Below are 17526 nucleotides of genomic sequence, written 5' to 3' on the forward strand. Positions count from 1 at the left end.
CCGGAACGTTTCGACGGACTTTGACGGCGGCTATCGGGGAGGTGCCGCTCGTCACTCTTCGTCGGAATTCCGAGACAATGATCGATCCGTACCCGGACCATGGCCCTGGTGACCATCACACCGCCGACCAGTCCGACCGTGGAGCCGGCCGAGGATGGCGACGTCGCTCGGGCGGGATGGCTCTCGCCCGGGGTGCGGGGCATCGGCGCGGCCAGCTTCCTCGCCGATGTCGGCCACGAGATCCCGACCGCGCTGCTGCCCTCGCTGCTCACCGGGACCCTCGGCGCACCCGCGGCGGCACTCGGGGCGATCGAAGGGGTCGCCGATGCGCTGGCGGGGGCGGGACGATTCACCGGCGGCGCGCTCGCGGACGATCCGGCCCGGCGGCGCCGGGTGGCCGTGGGTGGTTACACCACCACCGCCGTTGCTCGGCGCGGCCACCGCGGGAGCGACGGCCGTGTGGCAGGTGGGGATCCTGCGCGCCGCCGCCTGGACCGCCCGCGGCCTGCGGGTGCCGGCCCGCAACGCCCTGCTCGCCGACCTCGTCCCGGCGACGGCCTACGGACGGGCCTACGGGTTCGAACGGATGATGGACAACCTCGGCGCGATCGTCGGCCCGCTGCTCGCCCTCGGTCTCGTCGCCTGGCTCGGCACCACGTGGGCGATCGGCCTGTCGGTGATCCCCGGCCTGCTGGCCGCGGCCGCGATCGTCTACGCCATCCGCCGCACCGCCCGCCCGGCCGCGCGGGACCGGGCGCCACTGCGTGTCGTCGTGCGCCCGCTGGTACACGGTGACCTCGGCCGGCTGCTGGGCGCCGTGGCCGCCTTCGAGATCGGCAATGTCGCCGCGACCCTGCTGATCCTGCGGGCCACCGAGGAGCTGACCCCCGCCCACGGCCACGACACCGCGACCACCCTGGCCCTCGGGCTGTACGTCGGCTACAACGTCGCCGCGACGCTGGCCTCGGTTCCCGCCGGGCATCTCGCCGACCGGCTCGGCGAGCGCGGCCCGGTCCGCGTGTTCGCCGTCGGCGTCGCCGCGTTCGCCGGCGCCTACGGCCTGCTCGCCACCGACATCACCGGGGTCGCGCTGCTGGCGGCGCCGTTCCTGCTCGCCGGCCTCGGGATCGGGGCCGTCGAGACCGCCCAGCACGCCGCCGTCGCCGCCCTCGCCCCCACCGATCTGCGTGGCTCGGCGTTCGGCCTGCTCGCCACCGTCCAGTCGCTGGGCAACCTCGCCGCCAGCACCGTCGCCGGCGTCCTGTGGACCGTGGTCTCCCCCACCGCCGCCTTCGGCTATCTCACGGACTGGATGCTGCTCGCCCTCGCTGGCCTACTCACCACCGCCCGACACCGACGAGGCCGGGGGTGACGAGACCGCAGGTGATGAGGCCGAGGGTTCGATGGCTGGCGGTCCGGTGGCCTGGTGGCGTAGCTGCTCGTTGAGCTGCCGGGCTTCGGCGAGTTGGTCTTCGAGCAGGACGATGCGACAGGCGGCATCGATCGCGGTGCCCCCGTCGACGAGTTCGCGGACGCGCCCGGCGAGGCGGAGTTGGTGGCGGGAGTAGCGGCGGTGGCCGCCGTCCGAACGCAGGGGAGTGATCAGGCCGGCTTCGCCGAGGGCCCGCAGGAACGCGGGGGTGGTGCCGAGCATGTCGGCCGCGCGGCCCATGGTGTAGGCGGGGTAGTCGTCGTCGTCGAGGCTGTCAGTCGGTTTGCGGGTGGTTCCAGGGGTCATCGCGCCTCTTGAGCACACATCGAGGGACCCCGGTGCCGCATGGCACCAGGGTCCCGAGGGTCAACACCATCTACCGGCGAGGTACGCCGGATCTCTGTATCCGCGAGGCCGCCCGGGACGGGCGGGGACGCGGGGATCGCATATGCGTGACCGGGGACCACCTTCCAATCTGGGGCCTGCGGTAGCCGAGCGACCTAGAGCGCCGCTCCGGCGATCCTGATGGCGTCTGCTCCTCTCTCTCCTCGTTCGTTCTATGGCCGGGTGTTTCTGATCGTGCGTGATCGTGCTCGACAGCCCACCTTGGCTGCCGTCCCGCTCGCGCCAGTTCCTGTCTGGCGCGACCATGGACTCTCTTGGCTACGAGAAGAACTCTACCCGGGGCAGCGCCCGATGTCTACTGCCGCGGGTACAGATTTTTCAGCTCCGAGGAGACAGGTAGTCGTCGACCATCAGATCTTGATGACGGTGACCCGCCCGCCGCACAACACCATGAGATCGTCGGGATCCGACGTGAGCACCGCGACCGGGCCGGGGGCGGCCAGCGCGGTCGCGCAGACCATCGCCTCGATCGCGTGCCGGTGGCCGTGCAGACCGGCCTCGCCCAGCAGGGCGGACGCGTGCCGGGCCAACGGTTCGGTGACGGGCTCGACGACGAGCCGAGACAGCGTCCACTCCAGCGCGGGACGCCTGATCCGCGGATGGACCACCTCGACGAGGGTCGCCGCGCTGGTGACCACCCGCATGTCGTCGGCGCGGGCGAGCGCCAGCCATCCGGTGACGTCGCGGTCCCGCTGGACGGCCTTGGCGAGCCCCTCGCTGTCCAGGACCAGGGTGCCGCCCGGCACCGCGGCCGGACGGGTCACGCCGCGTGCGGATCGGACGGACGCTGCTGCTGGCGGCGGGCCTGCAGCAGGATGTCCCGCCTGGCCTGGATCTCCTCCTCACCGATCGGCCCATGGTCGGCCTCGGCGACCGAGATGAGCTCGTTGAGGTTGTCCCGTTCGATCTGGCGGGCGACAGCCGCGGCGACGTAGGCGGACAGCCCCGAGGGGCCGCTGCGGGCACGGGCGGCCTCCGCGACGTCCCGAGGCATCGTGATCGAGTACCAAGGAAGCCGAGAGTTCCGATCAGGTAGGGCGGAGCAACCAGGACTATCGCGCGTAAGGTGACCTGCCGGCGTCGAGCGTCACGCGAGACCAGTTCCGCGACGGGAAGCGGGTGACCAGGCCCGTCGAGGTGATCGACCACCGCCGCGACCCGGTCCGCCGCTTTCTTCGCGGCCCAGTGGCGAGCCTTCTTCGGTCGACTGCTGACCGCCGTCACCAGGGTGCGGGAGTCACCGAACAGAACAAACGCCAGTCCGAAGAGGCTGGCACCCGGCGGGAGGAGAAAGCTACCCACCAGGCACCTCTTCCGTCACGCATTCCCGGCTCGTCCGCTCCTCCGCGCGGGATCGCGCCCGGGTCGGCGTAGTACGACTCGTCATCGGGATCTCTTCATCGAACCGATTCCGGTCGGAGCCGCCTCCTCCTGAGGGCCGGCCGGCACCTGGCGGGGCAATGCCTGCCCGAGGTCCTTCGACGTGGCCTGGGCCGCCGATCCCTTGTTACTCCCGAGAATGGCCGGTGGGGGCGGTTGCCGTGGGACTGGTACGCCGACCTTGGGCGTGCCGGCGGCGTAGGAGAAGATCGCGCGTTCCACGGCGCGAAGGCTGACTCGTGCTCACTGGCGCGCGATGCCCGTCCTCGACCGTGGCGCGGCGCGGCGCGTCCATGAGGTCCGTCCCTGAGCCGGATGTCCGGCGACACGAGCGATGCAGACCGTCGGTTACGTGTCATCGCTTTCTGTTACTGGTCACATGATGCCCATGCATCCGGCGGACGCGGCGCAAGGCCACGATGACGCAGTTCGACTATCCGATGACGTGCTGGTGGAGGGCCGGGCTCCGGCCGCCTTCCGGCGGCCGGCGGATCGGCCCCCCGAGCGGGTCGCCGGGCAGTCCCCCGAGTCGCGGGATCCGCACCGGCGCGGCGTGCTCGGCACCGCCGGGTTGCTCGGCGCTGCGCGGCTGTTCAGCACCGCGCGGCTGATCGGCAACGCGGGACTGCTCGGCGGCGCCGGCATCATCGGCGGCGCTCTCGCCCCGAGGGGACTGCCCGGCCGCGGGGTCGGCACCGCCCTGGCCGCCGACGACGCCCGCCACCAGCCCGGGATCGCCGACCCTCCCCCGGATTGGCTGGTCTTCACCGCCTACGACCTGACCGCTGCCGATCCCGACACGGCGCGCTCGTCGCTCGCGGCGGTGCTGCGCGCGTGGACATCCGGCGCGGCGGCGTTGACGACCGTGCCGGCGCCGGACGGCGGCGACCCGGAGGCGAGGGGCGACGGCAGGGCGGGGCTGACCGTCACCGTCGGGCTCGGCGCGTCGGCGCTGCGCCGCGCAGGCCTCGACGGGCGGGTTCCCGGGGAGCTCACCGACATTCCGGCGATGCCCGGCGATCAGCTCGACCCGGCCCGCAGCGGCGGGGACCTCGGGGTGCAGGTGTGCGCCACCGATCCGGCGGCGGCCGTGGCGGCCGCAGCCCGGATGGGTGCGCTCGCCGCGCCGTTCGCGACCGCCCGCTGGGAGCAGTGGGGATTCCTGCCCACCGATCCCGACTCGGCGGACCCCCCGGGCACACACCGCAACCTGATGGGGCAGCTCGACGGGATGGGCAACCCACAGCCGGGCACACCCCAGTTCGATCAGGCCGTCTGGGCCTCGGGGGAGCCCGCGTGGATGCGCGGCGGCAGCTACCTGGTCTGCCGGCGCATCCGGATGCTGTTCGACGCCTGGGAACGACTCGACGAGTCGGACCGGGACGAGGTGATCGGCCGGCGGGAGTCCGACGGCGTCCCGCTGTCGGCCGGCCCCGGCGGCACGGCGTTCACCGTGCCGGACATCAATGTCCGCCGTGCCGACGGCCAATTCGCCATCGCCGCCGACGCCCACGTCCGGGTGTCGAGCCCGCCGGTGAACGGAGGTGCCGTCCTGTACCGGCGCAGCTACTCCTACGACGACGGGTTGGATCCGACGGGCGCCCGGGACGCGGGCCTGTTCTTCGCGGCCTACCAGGCCGATCCGCGGACGGCCTTCGTCCCGATCCAGCGGACGATGGCCGCGTCCGACGCGCTGAACGCCTTCACCCGCCACACCTCCAGCGCCCTGTTCGCGGTCCCACCCATACCCAGCCCGGGCGGCTACCTCGCCCAAGCCCTGCTCGAGGACGCCTGAACCGGTCCCGTCCCGAGGGGGTGCGCCGCTGGCAGATCGTCGTGGCGAGCGTGGCGGTCAGCCATGATCCGGTTGCCGGTCGTCCTGGTCGTGCTGGCCGTGTTGGTCGTGCTGGCCGTGGCCTGACGGACGCAGTGACTCCCAGGTCCTGGCCAGGTCCGCCGGGCTCGCCCGGTCCGCAGGCCACCGTTGGACAAGCTGGTCACCTGTGTAGCGGGGTACAAGGTGGACATGCAGGTGAAAGACCTCCTGCCCGCCGGCGTGATGTCGAGGAACGACATTGTCCAGCGGTCCTCGTCGACAATCCACGCCGGCGCCGCCCCCCGCACGATTGCGCAGAAAATGCACGGCTCCGCCTTCGCGTCTACCCGCCGAACTTCCCACACCATCGCCGCCTTGGCCGACGGATCGGGCACAGTCACGGGTCTCGGCAGACTCGGCGCTCGGGACGGCCCGGGACAGCCATGCAGTGATCTTGGTGAAGGCCGCTGGCGGTTGGCGTGCGCCTCGAGCCGTCAACCATGCCACGTTCTGGATCACGTGACGGGCGGCCAGCGCTGGAATCAGGGCCCATACTGGGAGGCATGGCGGACGAACTCCTGGCGCTCGTCGTGGTCGACCCCTCGGTCGGCCATGGGCAGGCTTACATCCGGGGGACCCGGGTGCCCGTGAGCGTCGTGCTCGACTGCCTCGCCGACGGCATGTCGGGTGAGGAGATTGTCACGGAGTACCCGTCACTGACCGTGGCAGGGATCCGGGCCGCCGCTGCGTACGGCGCGCGCCTGGCCCGGGAGGATCTCGTGCCGCTTCATACTGTCCCGTGAGTGTCAAGCTCGACAAGGGCCTACCTGTCTCACTCGCTGAAAGGCTTGCCAAGCACGGGATCGACGCCGACACCGTGTGCGCCGAGGGCCTGGCAGGCCGCTCCGATCCTGAGGTACTCGCGGCTGCGGTCGACGAGAACCGCATGGTGTTCACCCTCGACCGTGGCTTCGGGAACATCCGTGCTTATCCGCCTGGGTCGCACAGCGGAATCGCGGTCTTCCGGCTTGACGATCAGTCCGCACGTGCCGCGATCGCGGCCGCCGAAGATCTCGTCACAAATCACGACCTAAACGATCTTATTGGAGCCGTGTCCGTGGCGCATAACGGCCTGCTCCGGATCCGCCGACAGACTGCCCGGCACTCCTTTGCAGCCGGAACCCGGCAGAGTCGCAGAAGGGTCCGGTGAGATTGGTTCAGGGGGCCTTCCTCGCCTCGAAGGACGAAGTAGACGCGGTTCGCACCGAGATCGAAGCTCAAGCTGACCTGTCTGGCCACGCACTCGGCCACATCACGATCTTAAGAAGCCGTCACGCCACATCGGGGGTCTGAGGGGGTCGTCCCCCGGGCAGACAGCACGGTCAACCGGAAGCTGCCCGAAGGGCAGCGAACAGCCGAATCCGGCGCGTGGAGACGCGGGGACTTGAACCCCGAACCCCTGCCTTGCAAAGTCGGTCCGCTCCGTTCGCTGGCGTCCATGGCGGTTCACTGCACCCGCTTCTCCTTGGCCGTCTCCACCGCCATCGACCACCGCCGTCCGTAGACGTCCGCCGGCTTGGCTACACAGTTGGCTACACGAGTCCGCGTCCTGCCCCGGGTTCGGCCCGGTGCCTGGAAGGCGAGCTCCGCTCCTTGCTGCGTCGGCTTGTTCGCAGGTCGCGGTGTACGTCGGCATACATGGTCGTCCGCCGACGACGCGCCCGTTGTTACAGGCGCTGCTACCCGCGGCCGGGCGGGCATGGCGCCAGACGGGACAGAGCCCACGTGGCGAGCATCACTCATCAGGGGTGGGCGACGGAGCTCGCTGCGTGGACCGATCAGAGAACATGCGGGTCGTGTCCGTTCCCATGCACGTCGGAGCAGGAGGCCGCGGAGTGTCCACCGTCGAGGAGCGCGTCAAGAACGTGGTCGTGGAGCAGCTGAACGTCAAACCGGAAGAGGTGACGAACAACGCGTCATTCGTCGAGGACCTGGGAGCGGACTCCCTGGACCTTGTCGAGTTGGGCGTGGCCCTGGAAGAGGAGTTCTCCATCGGTATCTCCGACGAGGACGCCGAGGAGATCAACACCGTGCAGGATGCCATCGACTGGATCAACGCGCGCNGGCGGTAGGCACGCTGCCGGGCTGTCCACGCGATCTGCGCGCCGTGGGACGACGGCTACTCGGACCTGATGGAGGAGATCCTGCTGCCGCCTGCGGCAGGAACGAATCATCCGGGTCATCGTCTGGATCGTGATCCTGGTGTTCGTCCTGTCCCGCCCAGCCGTGCGGTAGCAATGGAGGCCCCGTACTCGTACGGGGCCTTCGCCGTTTGGCTACAGAACTGGCTACATAACGATCTTAGGTAGCTGCCACGCCACATCCGGGGGGTTCGGGGGGCCGTCCCCCCGGCCAGCATCACGGCTGGTGGGAAGCTGCCCGAAGGGCAGCGAACACGAGGAATCAGCGCGTGGAGACGCGGGGACTTGAACCCCGAACCCCTGCCTTGCAAAGGCAGTGCTCTGCCAATTGAGCTACGCCCCCTGGACCTGCCTCGGCCGGGCCGCGCCGCCCGGAGGCGGGCGCCGCTCGGTGAAGCGCCCCCTAGCTTACGGCATCGAGACCATCTCGGACCTTCACCAGGGTGGGAGGCCGGCGCGTCAGCACCTGCTCCCGGGGCGTTGTCCGACCGATTCGGTGCCTGCCCGGGAGCAGGGTGGCGCGGCTCCCGCCGCTGTGGATAACTCCGACGCTGCCCTCCGAGAGTCGCGGCACGGGTCCTGTGGATAACTTTCACGCTGCCCTTCGCGGGGCTGTGACGCCTGTCCTGCGGACAACTCCCGCGCTAACCGCTGGAGGTCACCGAGGAGACCTGTGGATAACTCCTCGCTGACCCTCGGGGGGCTGTGGTCGGAGCGACTCCACGTCGCGGTAACCCAGCCGGGTCACCGCAGTGCGGGCCGGGTCGCGGTGGCCGGCGGGTCAGGAGCGGCGGAGGGNGGGGTCGATGAAGGCGAGGCGTTCGCGGACCTTGACGGCGAGGTCGCGGAAGTCGGAGTAGCAGCGGCGGACGGCGGTCTGGGTGCCGCCGAGGGCGCCGTCGCCGGCGCGCAGCTCGAACATGGGCTTGCGGGCGTCGTGGGCCAGCGGGATCAGGTTGGCGTAGTGGCGCAGGGTCGCGATCTCGAAGGAACGGTCGTGCGGGCCGGGGTTGCCGCTGGTGAGCACCGAGGTCGCGAAGACCTCGGGGATGCGGTCGAGCCAGCGGTCATGGGCCTTGGCCGGGCGGTCGGCGCGGGCGGGCGGCTGCATGACGATGTACCCGATCGGCATCATCAGGCCGCGGGGCGCCGGGATCCGCTCCGGCACCTTCGGCAGCACGGTGCCCTGCCAGGTCGAACGCCATTCCCGCAGCGTGGGACCGAGGTTGCGCAGTCCGCGCAGCGAGAACAGGTCGGCGGCCAGCGGCATGAGCACCGTATCGGCGGACAGCAGCGACGCGCGGTTGATGGCGCCGAGGTTCGGACCGACGTCGATGAGCACGATCTCCGCGCCGACGCTCCGGGCGCCGTTGTCGATGACCCGGTGCAGCGCCGTCGTCGTCCGCAGCGCGGCGATGTCCTTGCCGAGGAAGCTGTTCGGCCAGGCGGCGGACAGCCGGTCCTCGAAGACACTCAGCTCGACGTCCCCGGGCAGCAGCCACAGTCCGTCCTCGATCATCACCGGGTCGGGCAGCTCGATGTCCCCGATGCCCTCCATGATCGGCGCGATGGCGGTGGCCATCGTCCCCGTGCCGGGGAAGACCCGCGCGGGACGCACGTCGAACTCGACGGGCTTCGGCGCCGACGACGCGGTGTCCTCCGGTTCCGCCCAGAGCCGGGTCAGCTCGTCCTCGTCGAGAAACTGCGCGGTCAGGTTCGCCTGCGGGTCGAGGTCGACGGCGAGCACGCGGTGGCCCATCCGCTGAAGCATGTGCGCCAGGTGGTAGGCCAGGGTCGTCTTACCGACGCCACCCTTGTTGTTGAACAGCGCCATCGTGATCATGCGCGGATCCGATCGCGCCCGTGGTCCCGCCGCCCGCCCTGTGTGGCCTCACCCCGGTTGTCCCTGTTGTCCGACACGCCGGGCATTCTCTCGCCTGCCCGATTCACGGGCGTGAGCGGGAGACTCCTNCCCCGGGCGGTCGCCTCTCGGCGGCGGGCTCCCGCCGGTCACCACCAGGGGCCGAGCGCGGGCCACTCGGGACGGCCCGGGTCGCGGCCGGTCAGCCAGGCCAGCGCGGGGATGGTCGGGACGTCGACGACGACCAGCTCATCCCCCCGCCCGACCGCGGTCGACGGCCGGTCGCCCGGTGCGAGCAGGACGGTCACCTCCGCCGGCAGCCGCGCCGGCAGGCCCCGCACGGCCCAGGCCCATTCGACCTCGACGTAGGCGGGGCTCAGATCCGCCCAGCGGGGGCCACCGAGGTCGGTGAGAGCAAGATCGACGAGGTGGATCTCGGTCTCCCGCCACCGCAGGAAGACCAGATCGGCGAGGGTCGTCACGCCGTACGTGCTGACCCGGCCGAAGCCGGTGCGCCAGACGTCGACGTGGACGGCGTCCCAGGCCCGCTCCAACCGCACGACGGCGGCGGCGACCTCGGCCCGCACGGTGGCGGCGGGCAGGTCGCGGCCGGCGGCGATGTCACCGTCGCGCTGCTCCTGACCGCCCGGGTACTGGTCGCGAACGTCGCCCCCGGTCGCGGCCTCGACCATCCCGCTGTGGCCCTCGGCGTTACGAGCCAGGTGGGTGAGCAGGTGGGCGACAGTCCACCCGGGCAGCCCCGACGGGCGGCGCAGCGCGTCGTCGTCCACCCGCTCCACCAGGTCCAGCAGCCGACGGTGGGCGGCGGCGCAGCCGGCCAGGCGGTCGTGCGGCACCACGGAGGGCAGGTAGTCGGGGCCGGCGGACCAGGCCGCGGACGACGCCGACGACTCGATGCCGGACTCCTGCGCCGGCCCCGGGTCGGGGCCCACGCCGCCGAGAACCGGGCCGAACTCACGGTCGGCAGCCGCGTCGGCGTCGGCCTCGGGCACACCGAGGACGGATGGTCGGGGAGATGACGGGGCAGCCATGCTCCCACCGTGCCCCCTGCGGGCGGCGATACGCCAGGCGAAACGCCATTCCCGTGACGATGGTCCGAACATCGCAGGAAAGCCCGGCTTCATATCAAGATCACAATTGAATCAGTCGCGACACAGACTCTTTACCGCCCGATCCCTTGCTGTCCCGCGAGGCTGCTGGGAGGGTCGAACCCGACTGGACAGCGCCGTCAGGTCATTGCGGTGTCGGGATGGGCGACAGACGGAGGCCGAGGGCGGATGCGAGCTGAGCGATGCCCGTGGTGACGACGTGACGGCGACCGGCGACACCGTGACCGGCGACGCCGACATCCGCGACGCCGCGACCGGGGTGCCGGCGGCGATCGAGCTGGTCGGGGTGGCCAAGGACTACCAGTCCCGCGGCCGGGCGGTGCCGGCGGTCAGCCGCGTCGATCTTGAGATCAGGTCGGGCGAGTTCTTCTCGCTGCTCGGGCCGTCGGGGTGCGGCAAATCGACGACCCTGCGGATGATCGCCGGCTTCGAGGAACCGACCCGCGGTCGCATCCTGCTGCAGGGCCGCGACGTCACCGCGGTGCCACCGAACCGCCGGGACGTCAACCTCGTCTTCCAGAGCTACGCCCTGTTCCCGCACCTGGACGTGGCCGGCAATGTGGCGTTCGGCCTGCGCCGGCGCGGGGTGAAGGGCCGTGAGCTGCGCGAGCGGGTCGGGTCGATGCTCGACCTCGTCGAGCTGTCGGAGTTGGCCGACCGGCGGCCGCGGGAGCTCTCCGGCGGCCAGCAGCAGCGGGTGGCACTGGCCCGCGCGCTGGTCAACCGGCCGGCGGCGCTGCTGCTCGACGAGCCGCTGGGCGCCCTCGACCTCAAACTGCGCCAGACCATGCAGATCCAGCTCAAGGCCATCCAGCGCGAGGTGGGCATCACCTTCGTCTACGTCACGCACGACCAGGGCGAGGCGTTGACGATGTCCGACCGGATCGCGGTGATGAACGGCGGCCGGGTCGAGCAGCTCGCCTCGCCGCGCGACATCTACGAGCGGCCCCGGACCCGCTTCGTCGCCGGGTTCATCGGCACGTCGAACCTGCTGCGCCGCACCGTGCGCGCGGTCGACGCGGCTGGCCCGGACGGGCGCCCCACGGTCGTCCTCGACGCCGGCGTCGAGGAGCGGCTCAGCGCCCCGCTGCACCCGCAGACGGGCCCGCTGCGCGCCGGGGACCAGGTCGAGCTGACCGTCCGCCCGGAGAAGATCGAGATGTCGGCGACCCGTCCGGACGGGCCAGGCTGCGCGCTGCGCGGCCGGATCGTCGAGGTCGTCTACCTCGGCACCTACACGACGTACACGGTCGCCACCCACGGCGGCAACGAGATCACCGTGTTCTGGCAGAACTCGACCGGCGCCAGCAACATCGCCGAACGCGGGGACGAGATCTGGCTGTCCTGGCTGCCGGAACACTCCTACGTCCTGCCTGAGTCGGTTGACCTGCCCGAGGCCGATGACCAGCCCGAGGCGATTGCCCTGCCTGCGGCGGTTGCCCTGCCCGAGGCGGTTGCCCTGCCCGCCTCGGTCGACCCGGCCGAGGCGGTCGACCCGGCGGCAGGGACCTCGACGGACCCGGTGGCCTACCGGGTCTCCCACTGACAGCGCAGACCAGCACGCGGGCCCGGCAGGCATACCGGCCGGGCCTGCCCCGATGCGGAGGAACGCGCACCGTGACGCAGCCCGACACCCCCGGCGACACCGGCCGCTCCGGCAACCACCGAAGCGGCGGTGATCTGCACGCCGCGGCGCTTGCGGACCCCGCGATGCTGCGCGGCCTGACGCAGGCCCGGTTCGGCCGCCGCGGTCTGCTGCGGTTCGCAGGGCTGGCCGGTGGGGCGGCGTTTCTCGCCGCCTGCGGCGTCAGCGGCGAGAAGAAGGACTCCGCAGGCGCGGATGCCGCGTCGTTCTGGAAGGACCGGACGAAGGCCGGCACCCTCGACTTCGCGAACTGGCCGCTGTACATGGACGTCGGCTCCACCGACGCCGACCATCCGTCGCTGGACATCTTCACGAAGGAGACCGGCATCAAGGTCACCTACCGGGAGGTGATCCAGGACAACGAGTCGTTCTTCGCGCAGATCCGACCGACGCTGGCCGCCGGCAGGTCGATCGGCTACGACCTGATGGTGCTCACCAACGGCATCACGCTGAGCCGGGTGATGCAGCTCGGCTACCTCGCGCCGCTCGATCACGCCAGGCTGCCGACGTTCGCCGCGAACGCCTCGCCGAGCGTGAAGAACCCGACGTACGACCCGGGCAACGCCTTCACGATCCCCTGGCAGTCCGGGCTCACCGGAATCGCCTACAACCCGGCGAAGACCGGCCGCGAGATCACCAGCTACAACGACCTGTTCGACCCGAAGTTCGCCGGCAAGGTCGGCATGTTCGGTGACAACCAGGATCTGCCGAACCTCGCTCTGCTCGGCATCGGCGTCGATCCGGCGAAATCCACCCCGGACGACTGGAAGAAGGCCGCCGCGAAGCTCACCGCGCAGCGCCGGGACGGAATTGTCCGCAAGTACTACGACCAGTCCTACATCGACGCCCTGGCCGGCGGGGACCTGTGGATCTCGATGGCCTGGTCCGGCGACGTCTACCAGCAGATCGCCACCGGCACGAACCTGAAGTTCGTGGTGCCGGCCGAGGGTGGTCTGCTGTGGACGGACAACATGTGCATCCCGAAGACCGCGCCGCACCCGGTGGATGCCATCTCCTACATGGACTTCGTCTACCGGCCCGAGATCGCCGGAATGCTCACCGAGTACATCAACTACATCACGCCGGTGCCGAAGGCCGCCGAGCACGTCCCGGCGGATCTGGCGAAATCCACCCTGCTGTTCCCGACCGCGGACGAGCTCTCCCGGGTCAGCCGGTTCCGGGTGCTGACCACCGCCGAGGAGACCGTGTGGAACCGCATCTTCCAGCCGGTCTACCAGTCGTGACGGCCACCGTCGGCACGGGCGCGCGGTGAGGCGGCGGGCCGGGGCCCTCGCCCCCTACTTCCTCGTCCTGCCCGGTGGGCTGTGGCTGGCCATCTTCTTCGTCGTGCCGATGGCGGTCATGCTGTCGGTCTCCCTGCAGACCGGAAACGTCGTCGACGGCTTCACCCAGACCTTCGACGTCGGCGTCTACGCCGACGCGATCACCACCTACGACACCCAGTTCATCCGCTCACTGATCTTTGGCCTGATCGCCACGGTGGCGACGATTCTTCTGGCCTATCCGATGGCCTACTGGATCGCCTTCCACGCGGGCCGGAACAAGTCGAACTACTTGTTTCTCGTGCTCCTGCCGTTCTTCGTCTCCTTCGTCATCCGCACGGTCTCCTGGAAGTTCCTGCTCGCCGACGACGGCATCGTGCTCGGCAACCTGAAGGATGCCGGGCTGCTGCCGGCCGACTTCCACGTCCTGGCCACCTCGTTCGCGGTCGTCGCGGGCCTGACGTACAACTTCTTCCCGTTCATGCTGCTGCCGATCTACGTGGCGCTGGAGCGGGTCGACCCGCGGCTGCTGGAGGCCGCCGACGATCTGTACGCGAACCGCCGGGGGGTGTTCGGCCGGGTCGTCCTGCCGCTGTCGATGCCCGGGGTGTTCGCCGGATTCCTGCTCACGTTCGTCCCGGCGACGTCGGACTTCGTCAACGCCTACGTCCTCGGCGGCACGAACACCACCATGATCGGGAATATCATCCAGACGACCTACCTGACGAACGCGGACTACCCCCTCGCCTCGGCGGTGTCGTTCATCCTGATGGCCGTGCTGCTTGTCGGGATCTTCGTCTACGCCCGCCTGCTCGGCACCAGGGACGTCCTGGAGCTGAGCGCACGGTGACCATCCTGGAGGCCACACCGGCCCGCCTCGACCCGGCGGGCGACGGCCGCTCTCGGTCCGGCCGGCGCGGCGGGCGGCTGGGTGAGCGGCTCCTGCACGCCTACACCTGGCTGATCCTGCTCTGGCTGGTGCTACCGATCATCGTGATGATCGTGTTCGGTTTCAACGACCGGGTGGGCAAGCGCAACAACACCTGGAACGGCTTCACCCTGCGCTGGTGGGGCGAGCTGTTCGCCATCCCCGACCTCACCACCGCGCTGGTCAACTCGCTGACGATCGCGTTGCTGTCCACCGCCGTGGCCACCGTGCTCGGCACCCTGATGGGCCTCGCGCTCGGCCGGCACGGCTTCCGCGGTCGTGGCGGCGTGGAGCTGCTGATGTTCGCCAACATCGCCGCGCCCGAGGTGGTGCTCGGCGCGTCGCTGCTGTCGCTGTTCATCACGATGGGCGTGCCGCGGGGCTACCTGACCATCCTCATCGCGCACATCATGTTCAACATCTCCTACGTGGCGGTGGTCGTGCGGGCCCGGCTCGCCGGTTTCGACAGCTCCGTCGAGGAGGCCGCACGCGACCTCGGCGCCGGCCCGTTCACCACGTTCCGCCTGGTCACGCTGCCGCTCATCCTGCCGGGAGTGGCCTCGGGGGCGTTGCTCGCCTTCGCGATGTCGATCGACGAGTACGTCATCACGACGTTCAACGCCGGCAGCACCCTGACGTTCCCGCTGTGGGTCTTCGGCGCCACCCGGGTCGGTGTGCCGCCCCAGGTCAACGTGATGGCCACGATCATCTTCGTGGTCGGCGTGCTGCTCGCGCTCGGCAATGCGCTCCTGCTGCGCCGCCGTCGGATCTGACCCTGAGCCAGCCGTAACATGACGGAAACACGCTCGCGCGAAAATCCCCGGGACAGCGGCGTACCGACGGCCTGCGTGCGCAGGCCCCGAGGGAAGCGCGCAGGCCTCGAGGGGAGGAGGTGGGGATGTTCACCACGCCCCGCTTCCTGCAGGGGATCGTCCCGTTCGAGGGCAGGGGGCTGGACGCGCCGTTCCCGCTTGGGCCGGCGTTCAGCTACGTGGTCCCGGCCGGCGTCACCGCCCAGCCGCTGTACTTTCGCGGCGGCAACTCGACCGACGAGCTGATCTGTCTGATCCTGCAGCGTGACGGTGCGCCGATGCGCTTCTTCCCGATCGGCGCCCGCGGCTCGGTCCACGTCCCGCTGCGCGTGGTCGAGGATCTGGCCCCCGCGACCCGCATCGAGCTGCACCTCGCCGCGCCTACGGGCCTGCTCGGCATGCTCGTCGCCGACGTCGGCATCGTCGAACTCTGACCACGCGGCAGCGTCGGGCTCAGTCGTCGGGGGGCCGGCTGCGGCGGTCCCGTTTCGTCGCGGACCGCTGCTTCTTCGCCTGCAGGCGCCGCTCGACGGCCCCGCGCGAGGGCCGCGTCGGCCGCCGCGGCCGCGGTGGTGGAGCGGTCGCCACCCGCAGGGCGTCGACCAGCCGGTCGAGCGCGGCCTCCCGGTTGCGCAGTTGCGAGCGCTGCTCGCTGGCGACGACGGTGAACACGCCGTCGGTGAGCCGGTCGCCCAGGCGCGCGAGTGCGCGCTGCCGCAGCGTCGGTGACAGCGCCGGCGAGCCGGCGACGTCGAAGGAGAGCTCCACCCGCGAGTCGGAGGTGTTCACCGACTGGCCACCCGGCCCCGACGAGCGCGAATACCGCCAGCGCAGCTCGGCCGAGGGCAGTACGAGACCCGGGCGAACCGGGATCTCACGGGGCAGCATGGCTCCCATGGTGCCCGACGACGGACGCGACGTCAGGCGAGTTCCGCGCCGCCGAGCCGCTGCGGGCGCGCCGCCGCCGCGCTGCCGGTCAGCGGCCGCCGGCCGGAGACCCGGTGGTGGACGTCGCCTCCCGCCAGAGGTCGATCTCCTCCTTGCCCCGGGATCGCCGCCGGGCGGCGGAGAAGGCGGCCCCCGCACCAGCCAGCAGCGCCAGCACGGTCATCTTGCGCGCCATGTCGACTCCTTCGTCGGCGTCCTCGGCCGGGGGTGGCTCAGTCGTTCCACGGTATCCCGACCATCGCCGGCCTGTCCGCGACGGGTCAGCGACGCAGCAGTCCGCGCAGCCGAGAGCGGGCGGGCCAGGACGGCGGCGGCCCCGACACCTCGTAGGCGGGGAACGCCCGCTCGGCCACGTCGACCAGCATCGCCACGTCGATGGGCCGCAGCACCACCCCGGCGGACAGGACGTACTCGGCCACCCCGGTGGCGGGCAGCAGGAGCACGCCCTCGACGAGGGCGAGGCCGGCCGGAACTTCGGCGCGGGCGAAGGCGACGACCGGTTGGACCTCGAGCTGCCAGCCGTCCGGCAGCTCGCCGAGCAGTTGGGCGGTGGCCTCCTCGCCCATCCACGCCACCAGGCCGAGCATCGCCCGCAGCGGCACCTTGCCGGCCCAGACACCGGCCGCGTTCTGCCGGACGGGCCCCTGGTGGGCGTCGGTCTCGATCACCCAGGCCCCGGACGGCCCGATGACGAGGTGGTCGATGTTGCCGGCCGAGTCCGCCAGGCAACGATCGTGCAGGACGGTGTAGCCGGCGCGGACCAGTCGGTCGAGCGCGCGGGCGGTGCTGCGTTCGGCCTCCGCGTCCTCGCGCCAGGCCTCGATCTCCGGCGGGGTACGCAGGAAGCGCACGGCGCCGACGACACCGACCGCGAGCGCGGCAAGCACCGCAAGCTGGGCGGTTCCGACGCCGGGCAACCCGGCGAGGGCGCACAGCACGGCGATGACCAGGGCCGCACCCACCGCGAGGGCCCCGCCGGTGGCCAGCGCCCGACCTTTGTGATCTCCGCGTTCGGCGGAATACAACTGCTTGCGCCGCAGGTACTCGGCCATGGCCGAACGTCCCGCTGACTGTCGATCGGACACGGCCGCGGTCACCACCTCCCGGCGCCGTCATGACGCCGTCGCGCTCGGCGTTGTCTCCGGGTCCGGGACCGGGTCGGGCGCCAGTTCGTCACGGCGCGCTACCGGCTTTCTGGTCCATCCCGGTCACCATTCCATCGAATACACAACAGCGACAGGGTCAGGGGCGTGGAATATGCGAGCGAGAACCACGTTGAACCCACATCTATACCACCCGTCGGCGAACCGGCCGAGGCGACACCACACGCGACCGCCGGGTAGGGGGCGGGCCGTGCAGGGGAGAATCCCCCGGGAAGGCCGCCACCGGGCGCCGTGCCGGCCGGTGGTAGCACCGAGAAGGAGCCGCAGAATGCCACGTCACGTGACACTCCGGGGATCCGGGGACGATGAGCCTCTGTCGTCCCACCGGTCGCCCGCAGCGCCGTCGCCAAGCCGACAGTCGCCTACCGGACAGCCATCCGCCCCGGCTCGCCCGGAGTCGGCTCACCCGGAGCGGCCGGTCGACCTCGACGCGGTATGGGCCTTCGCCGCCGGCTGCGTCNCCCCGACCGAGATCCCCGCGGGTGGGTCGCTCTCGGTACCCGCCGGCGATGTCGCGCGCCT

18 protein-coding genes, 1 tRNA gene and 1 pseudogene are annotated in these 17526 nt (G+C 71.0%); 10 read left to right on the forward strand and 10 right to left on the reverse strand.

Annotated elements, in window-relative coordinates:
• The first annotated feature begins 403 nt into the window (after nucleotides 1–403).
• On the forward strand, nucleotides 404–1372 hold the full coding sequence (locus FF36_RS14610; RefSeq protein WP_236705311.1) for an MFS transporter: 969 nt from the start codon (nucleotides 404–406) through the stop codon (nucleotides 1370–1372).
• Here FF36_RS14610 and FF36_RS14615 read toward each other — a convergent pair.
• From FF36_RS14615 to FF36_RS14625, 3 genes are all read right to left on the reverse strand, one after another.
• Entirely contained in the window at nucleotides 1334–1738 is a 405-nt protein-coding gene (locus tag FF36_RS14615) for a MerR family transcriptional regulator (protein ID WP_044885618.1), read from the reverse strand. The two genes, FF36_RS14610 and FF36_RS14615, sit on opposite strands and share 39 nt — an antisense overlap.
• A gap of 449 nt (nucleotides 1739–2187) precedes the next feature.
• On the reverse strand, nucleotides 2188–2601 hold the full coding sequence (locus FF36_RS14620; protein ID WP_044885619.1) for a PIN domain-containing protein: 414 nt from the start codon (nucleotides 2599–2601) through the stop codon (nucleotides 2188–2190).
• Entirely contained in the window at nucleotides 2598–2831 is a 234-nt protein-coding gene (locus FF36_RS14625) for a hypothetical protein (RefSeq protein ID WP_044885620.1), read from the reverse strand. Before FF36_RS14625 ends, FF36_RS14620 begins: the two co-directional genes overlap by 4 nt.
• An 837-nt stretch (nucleotides 2832–3668) precedes the next feature.
• Between FF36_RS14625 and FF36_RS14630 the strand changes: the two genes are divergently transcribed.
• Nucleotides 3669–5012: a Dyp-type peroxidase gene (locus tag FF36_RS14630; RefSeq protein ID WP_044885670.1), complete on the forward strand. Its 1344-nt coding sequence runs from the start codon at nucleotides 3669–3671 to the stop codon at nucleotides 5010–5012.
• A 57-nt stretch (nucleotides 5013–5069) separates the two neighbouring features.
• On the opposite strand, the gene FF36_RS40835 is transcribed toward FF36_RS14630, so the two are convergent.
• Nucleotides 5070–5552, reverse strand: coding sequence for an HIT family protein (locus tag FF36_RS40835; protein ID WP_422615090.1), 483 nt, complete (start codon nucleotides 5550–5552; stop codon nucleotides 5070–5072).
• A gap of 44 nt (nucleotides 5553–5596) precedes the next feature.
• On the opposite strand from FF36_RS40835, the gene FF36_RS14635 reads away from it, so the two are divergent.
• From FF36_RS14635 to acpP, 3 genes are all read left to right on the forward strand, one after another.
• Nucleotides 5597–5836, forward strand: coding sequence for a DUF433 domain-containing protein (locus tag FF36_RS14635; RefSeq protein WP_044885621.1), 240 nt, complete (start codon nucleotides 5597–5599; stop codon nucleotides 5834–5836).
• Nucleotides 5833–6243 (forward strand): DUF5615 family PIN-like protein, encoded by a 411-nt coding sequence (locus FF36_RS32795; protein WP_082121917.1) that lies wholly within the window; start codon nucleotides 5833–5835, stop codon nucleotides 6241–6243. The genes FF36_RS14635 and FF36_RS32795 overlap by 4 nt, the downstream gene beginning before the upstream one ends.
• 685 nt (nucleotides 6244–6928) lie before the next feature.
• The coding region (acpP, locus tag FF36_RS14645; RefSeq protein WP_242422509.1) for an acyl carrier protein at nucleotides 6929–7156 on the forward strand (228 nt) is incomplete at its 3' end.
• Between the two features lie 348 nt (nucleotides 7157–7504).
• Here acpP and FF36_RS14650 read toward each other — a convergent pair.
• From FF36_RS14650 to FF36_RS14660, 3 genes and pseudogenes are all read right to left on the reverse strand, one after another.
• Nucleotides 7505–7577: transfer RNA gene (locus FF36_RS14650), tRNA-Ala, on the reverse strand.
• Nucleotides 7578–8033: 456 nt separating this feature from the next.
• A pseudogene (locus tag FF36_RS14655) lies at nucleotides 8034–9077 on the reverse strand (ParA family protein); the annotation flags it as partial.
• 167 nt (nucleotides 9078–9244) lie between these two features.
• Entirely contained in the window at nucleotides 9245–10147 is a 903-nt protein-coding gene (locus FF36_RS14660) for a maleylpyruvate isomerase family mycothiol-dependent enzyme (protein ID WP_052681129.1), read from the reverse strand.
• 277 nt (nucleotides 10148–10424) lie between these two features.
• On the opposite strand from FF36_RS14660, the gene FF36_RS14665 reads away from it, so the two are divergent.
• From FF36_RS14665 to FF36_RS14685, 5 genes are all read left to right on the forward strand, one after another.
• Nucleotides 10425–11771, forward strand: coding sequence for an ABC transporter ATP-binding protein (locus tag FF36_RS14665; protein ID WP_044885625.1), 1347 nt, complete (start codon nucleotides 10425–10427; stop codon nucleotides 11769–11771).
• 71 nt (nucleotides 11772–11842) lie between these two features.
• Entirely contained in the window at nucleotides 11843–13114 is a 1272-nt protein-coding gene (locus tag FF36_RS14670) for an ABC transporter substrate-binding protein (protein WP_044885626.1), read from the forward strand.
• Nucleotides 13115–13139: 25 nt separating this feature from the next.
• Nucleotides 13140–14003, forward strand: coding sequence for an ABC transporter permease (locus FF36_RS14675; RefSeq protein WP_044885627.1), 864 nt, complete (start codon nucleotides 13140–13142; stop codon nucleotides 14001–14003).
• Nucleotides 14000–14854: an ABC transporter permease gene (locus tag FF36_RS14680; protein ID WP_082121918.1), complete on the forward strand. Its 855-nt coding sequence runs from the start codon at nucleotides 14000–14002 to the stop codon at nucleotides 14852–14854. The genes FF36_RS14675 and FF36_RS14680 overlap by 4 nt, the downstream gene beginning before the upstream one ends.
• A gap of 125 nt (nucleotides 14855–14979) precedes the next feature.
• A complete protein-coding gene (locus FF36_RS14685; RefSeq protein ID WP_044885628.1) occupies nucleotides 14980–15327 on the forward strand; it encodes a hypothetical protein in 348 nt (115 codons plus the stop codon).
• Between the two features lie 19 nt (nucleotides 15328–15346).
• Here FF36_RS14685 and arfB read toward each other — a convergent pair whose 3' ends face one another.
• The 3 genes from arfB to FF36_RS14700 form a co-directional block, all read right to left on the reverse strand.
• Nucleotides 15347–15781, reverse strand: coding sequence for an alternative ribosome rescue aminoacyl-tRNA hydrolase ArfB (gene arfB, locus FF36_RS14690; protein WP_044885673.1), 435 nt, complete (start codon nucleotides 15779–15781; stop codon nucleotides 15347–15349).
• 88 nt (nucleotides 15782–15869) lie between these two features.
• A complete protein-coding gene (locus tag FF36_RS14695; RefSeq protein WP_009741505.1) occupies nucleotides 15870–16016 on the reverse strand; it encodes a DLW-39 family protein in 147 nt (48 codons plus the stop codon).
• A gap of 85 nt (nucleotides 16017–16101) precedes the next feature.
• Complete coding sequence (locus FF36_RS14700) at nucleotides 16102–16893, reverse strand: nuclease-related domain-containing protein (RefSeq protein ID WP_044885629.1); 792 nt, start codon at nucleotides 16891–16893, stop codon at nucleotides 16102–16104.
• Nucleotides 16894–17526: the final 633 nt, after the last annotated feature.

The organism is Frankia torreyi (genome assembly GCF_000948395.1).
GTDB classification, from domain to species: domain Bacteria; phylum Actinomycetota; class Actinomycetes; order Frankiales; family Frankiaceae; genus Frankia; species Frankia torreyi.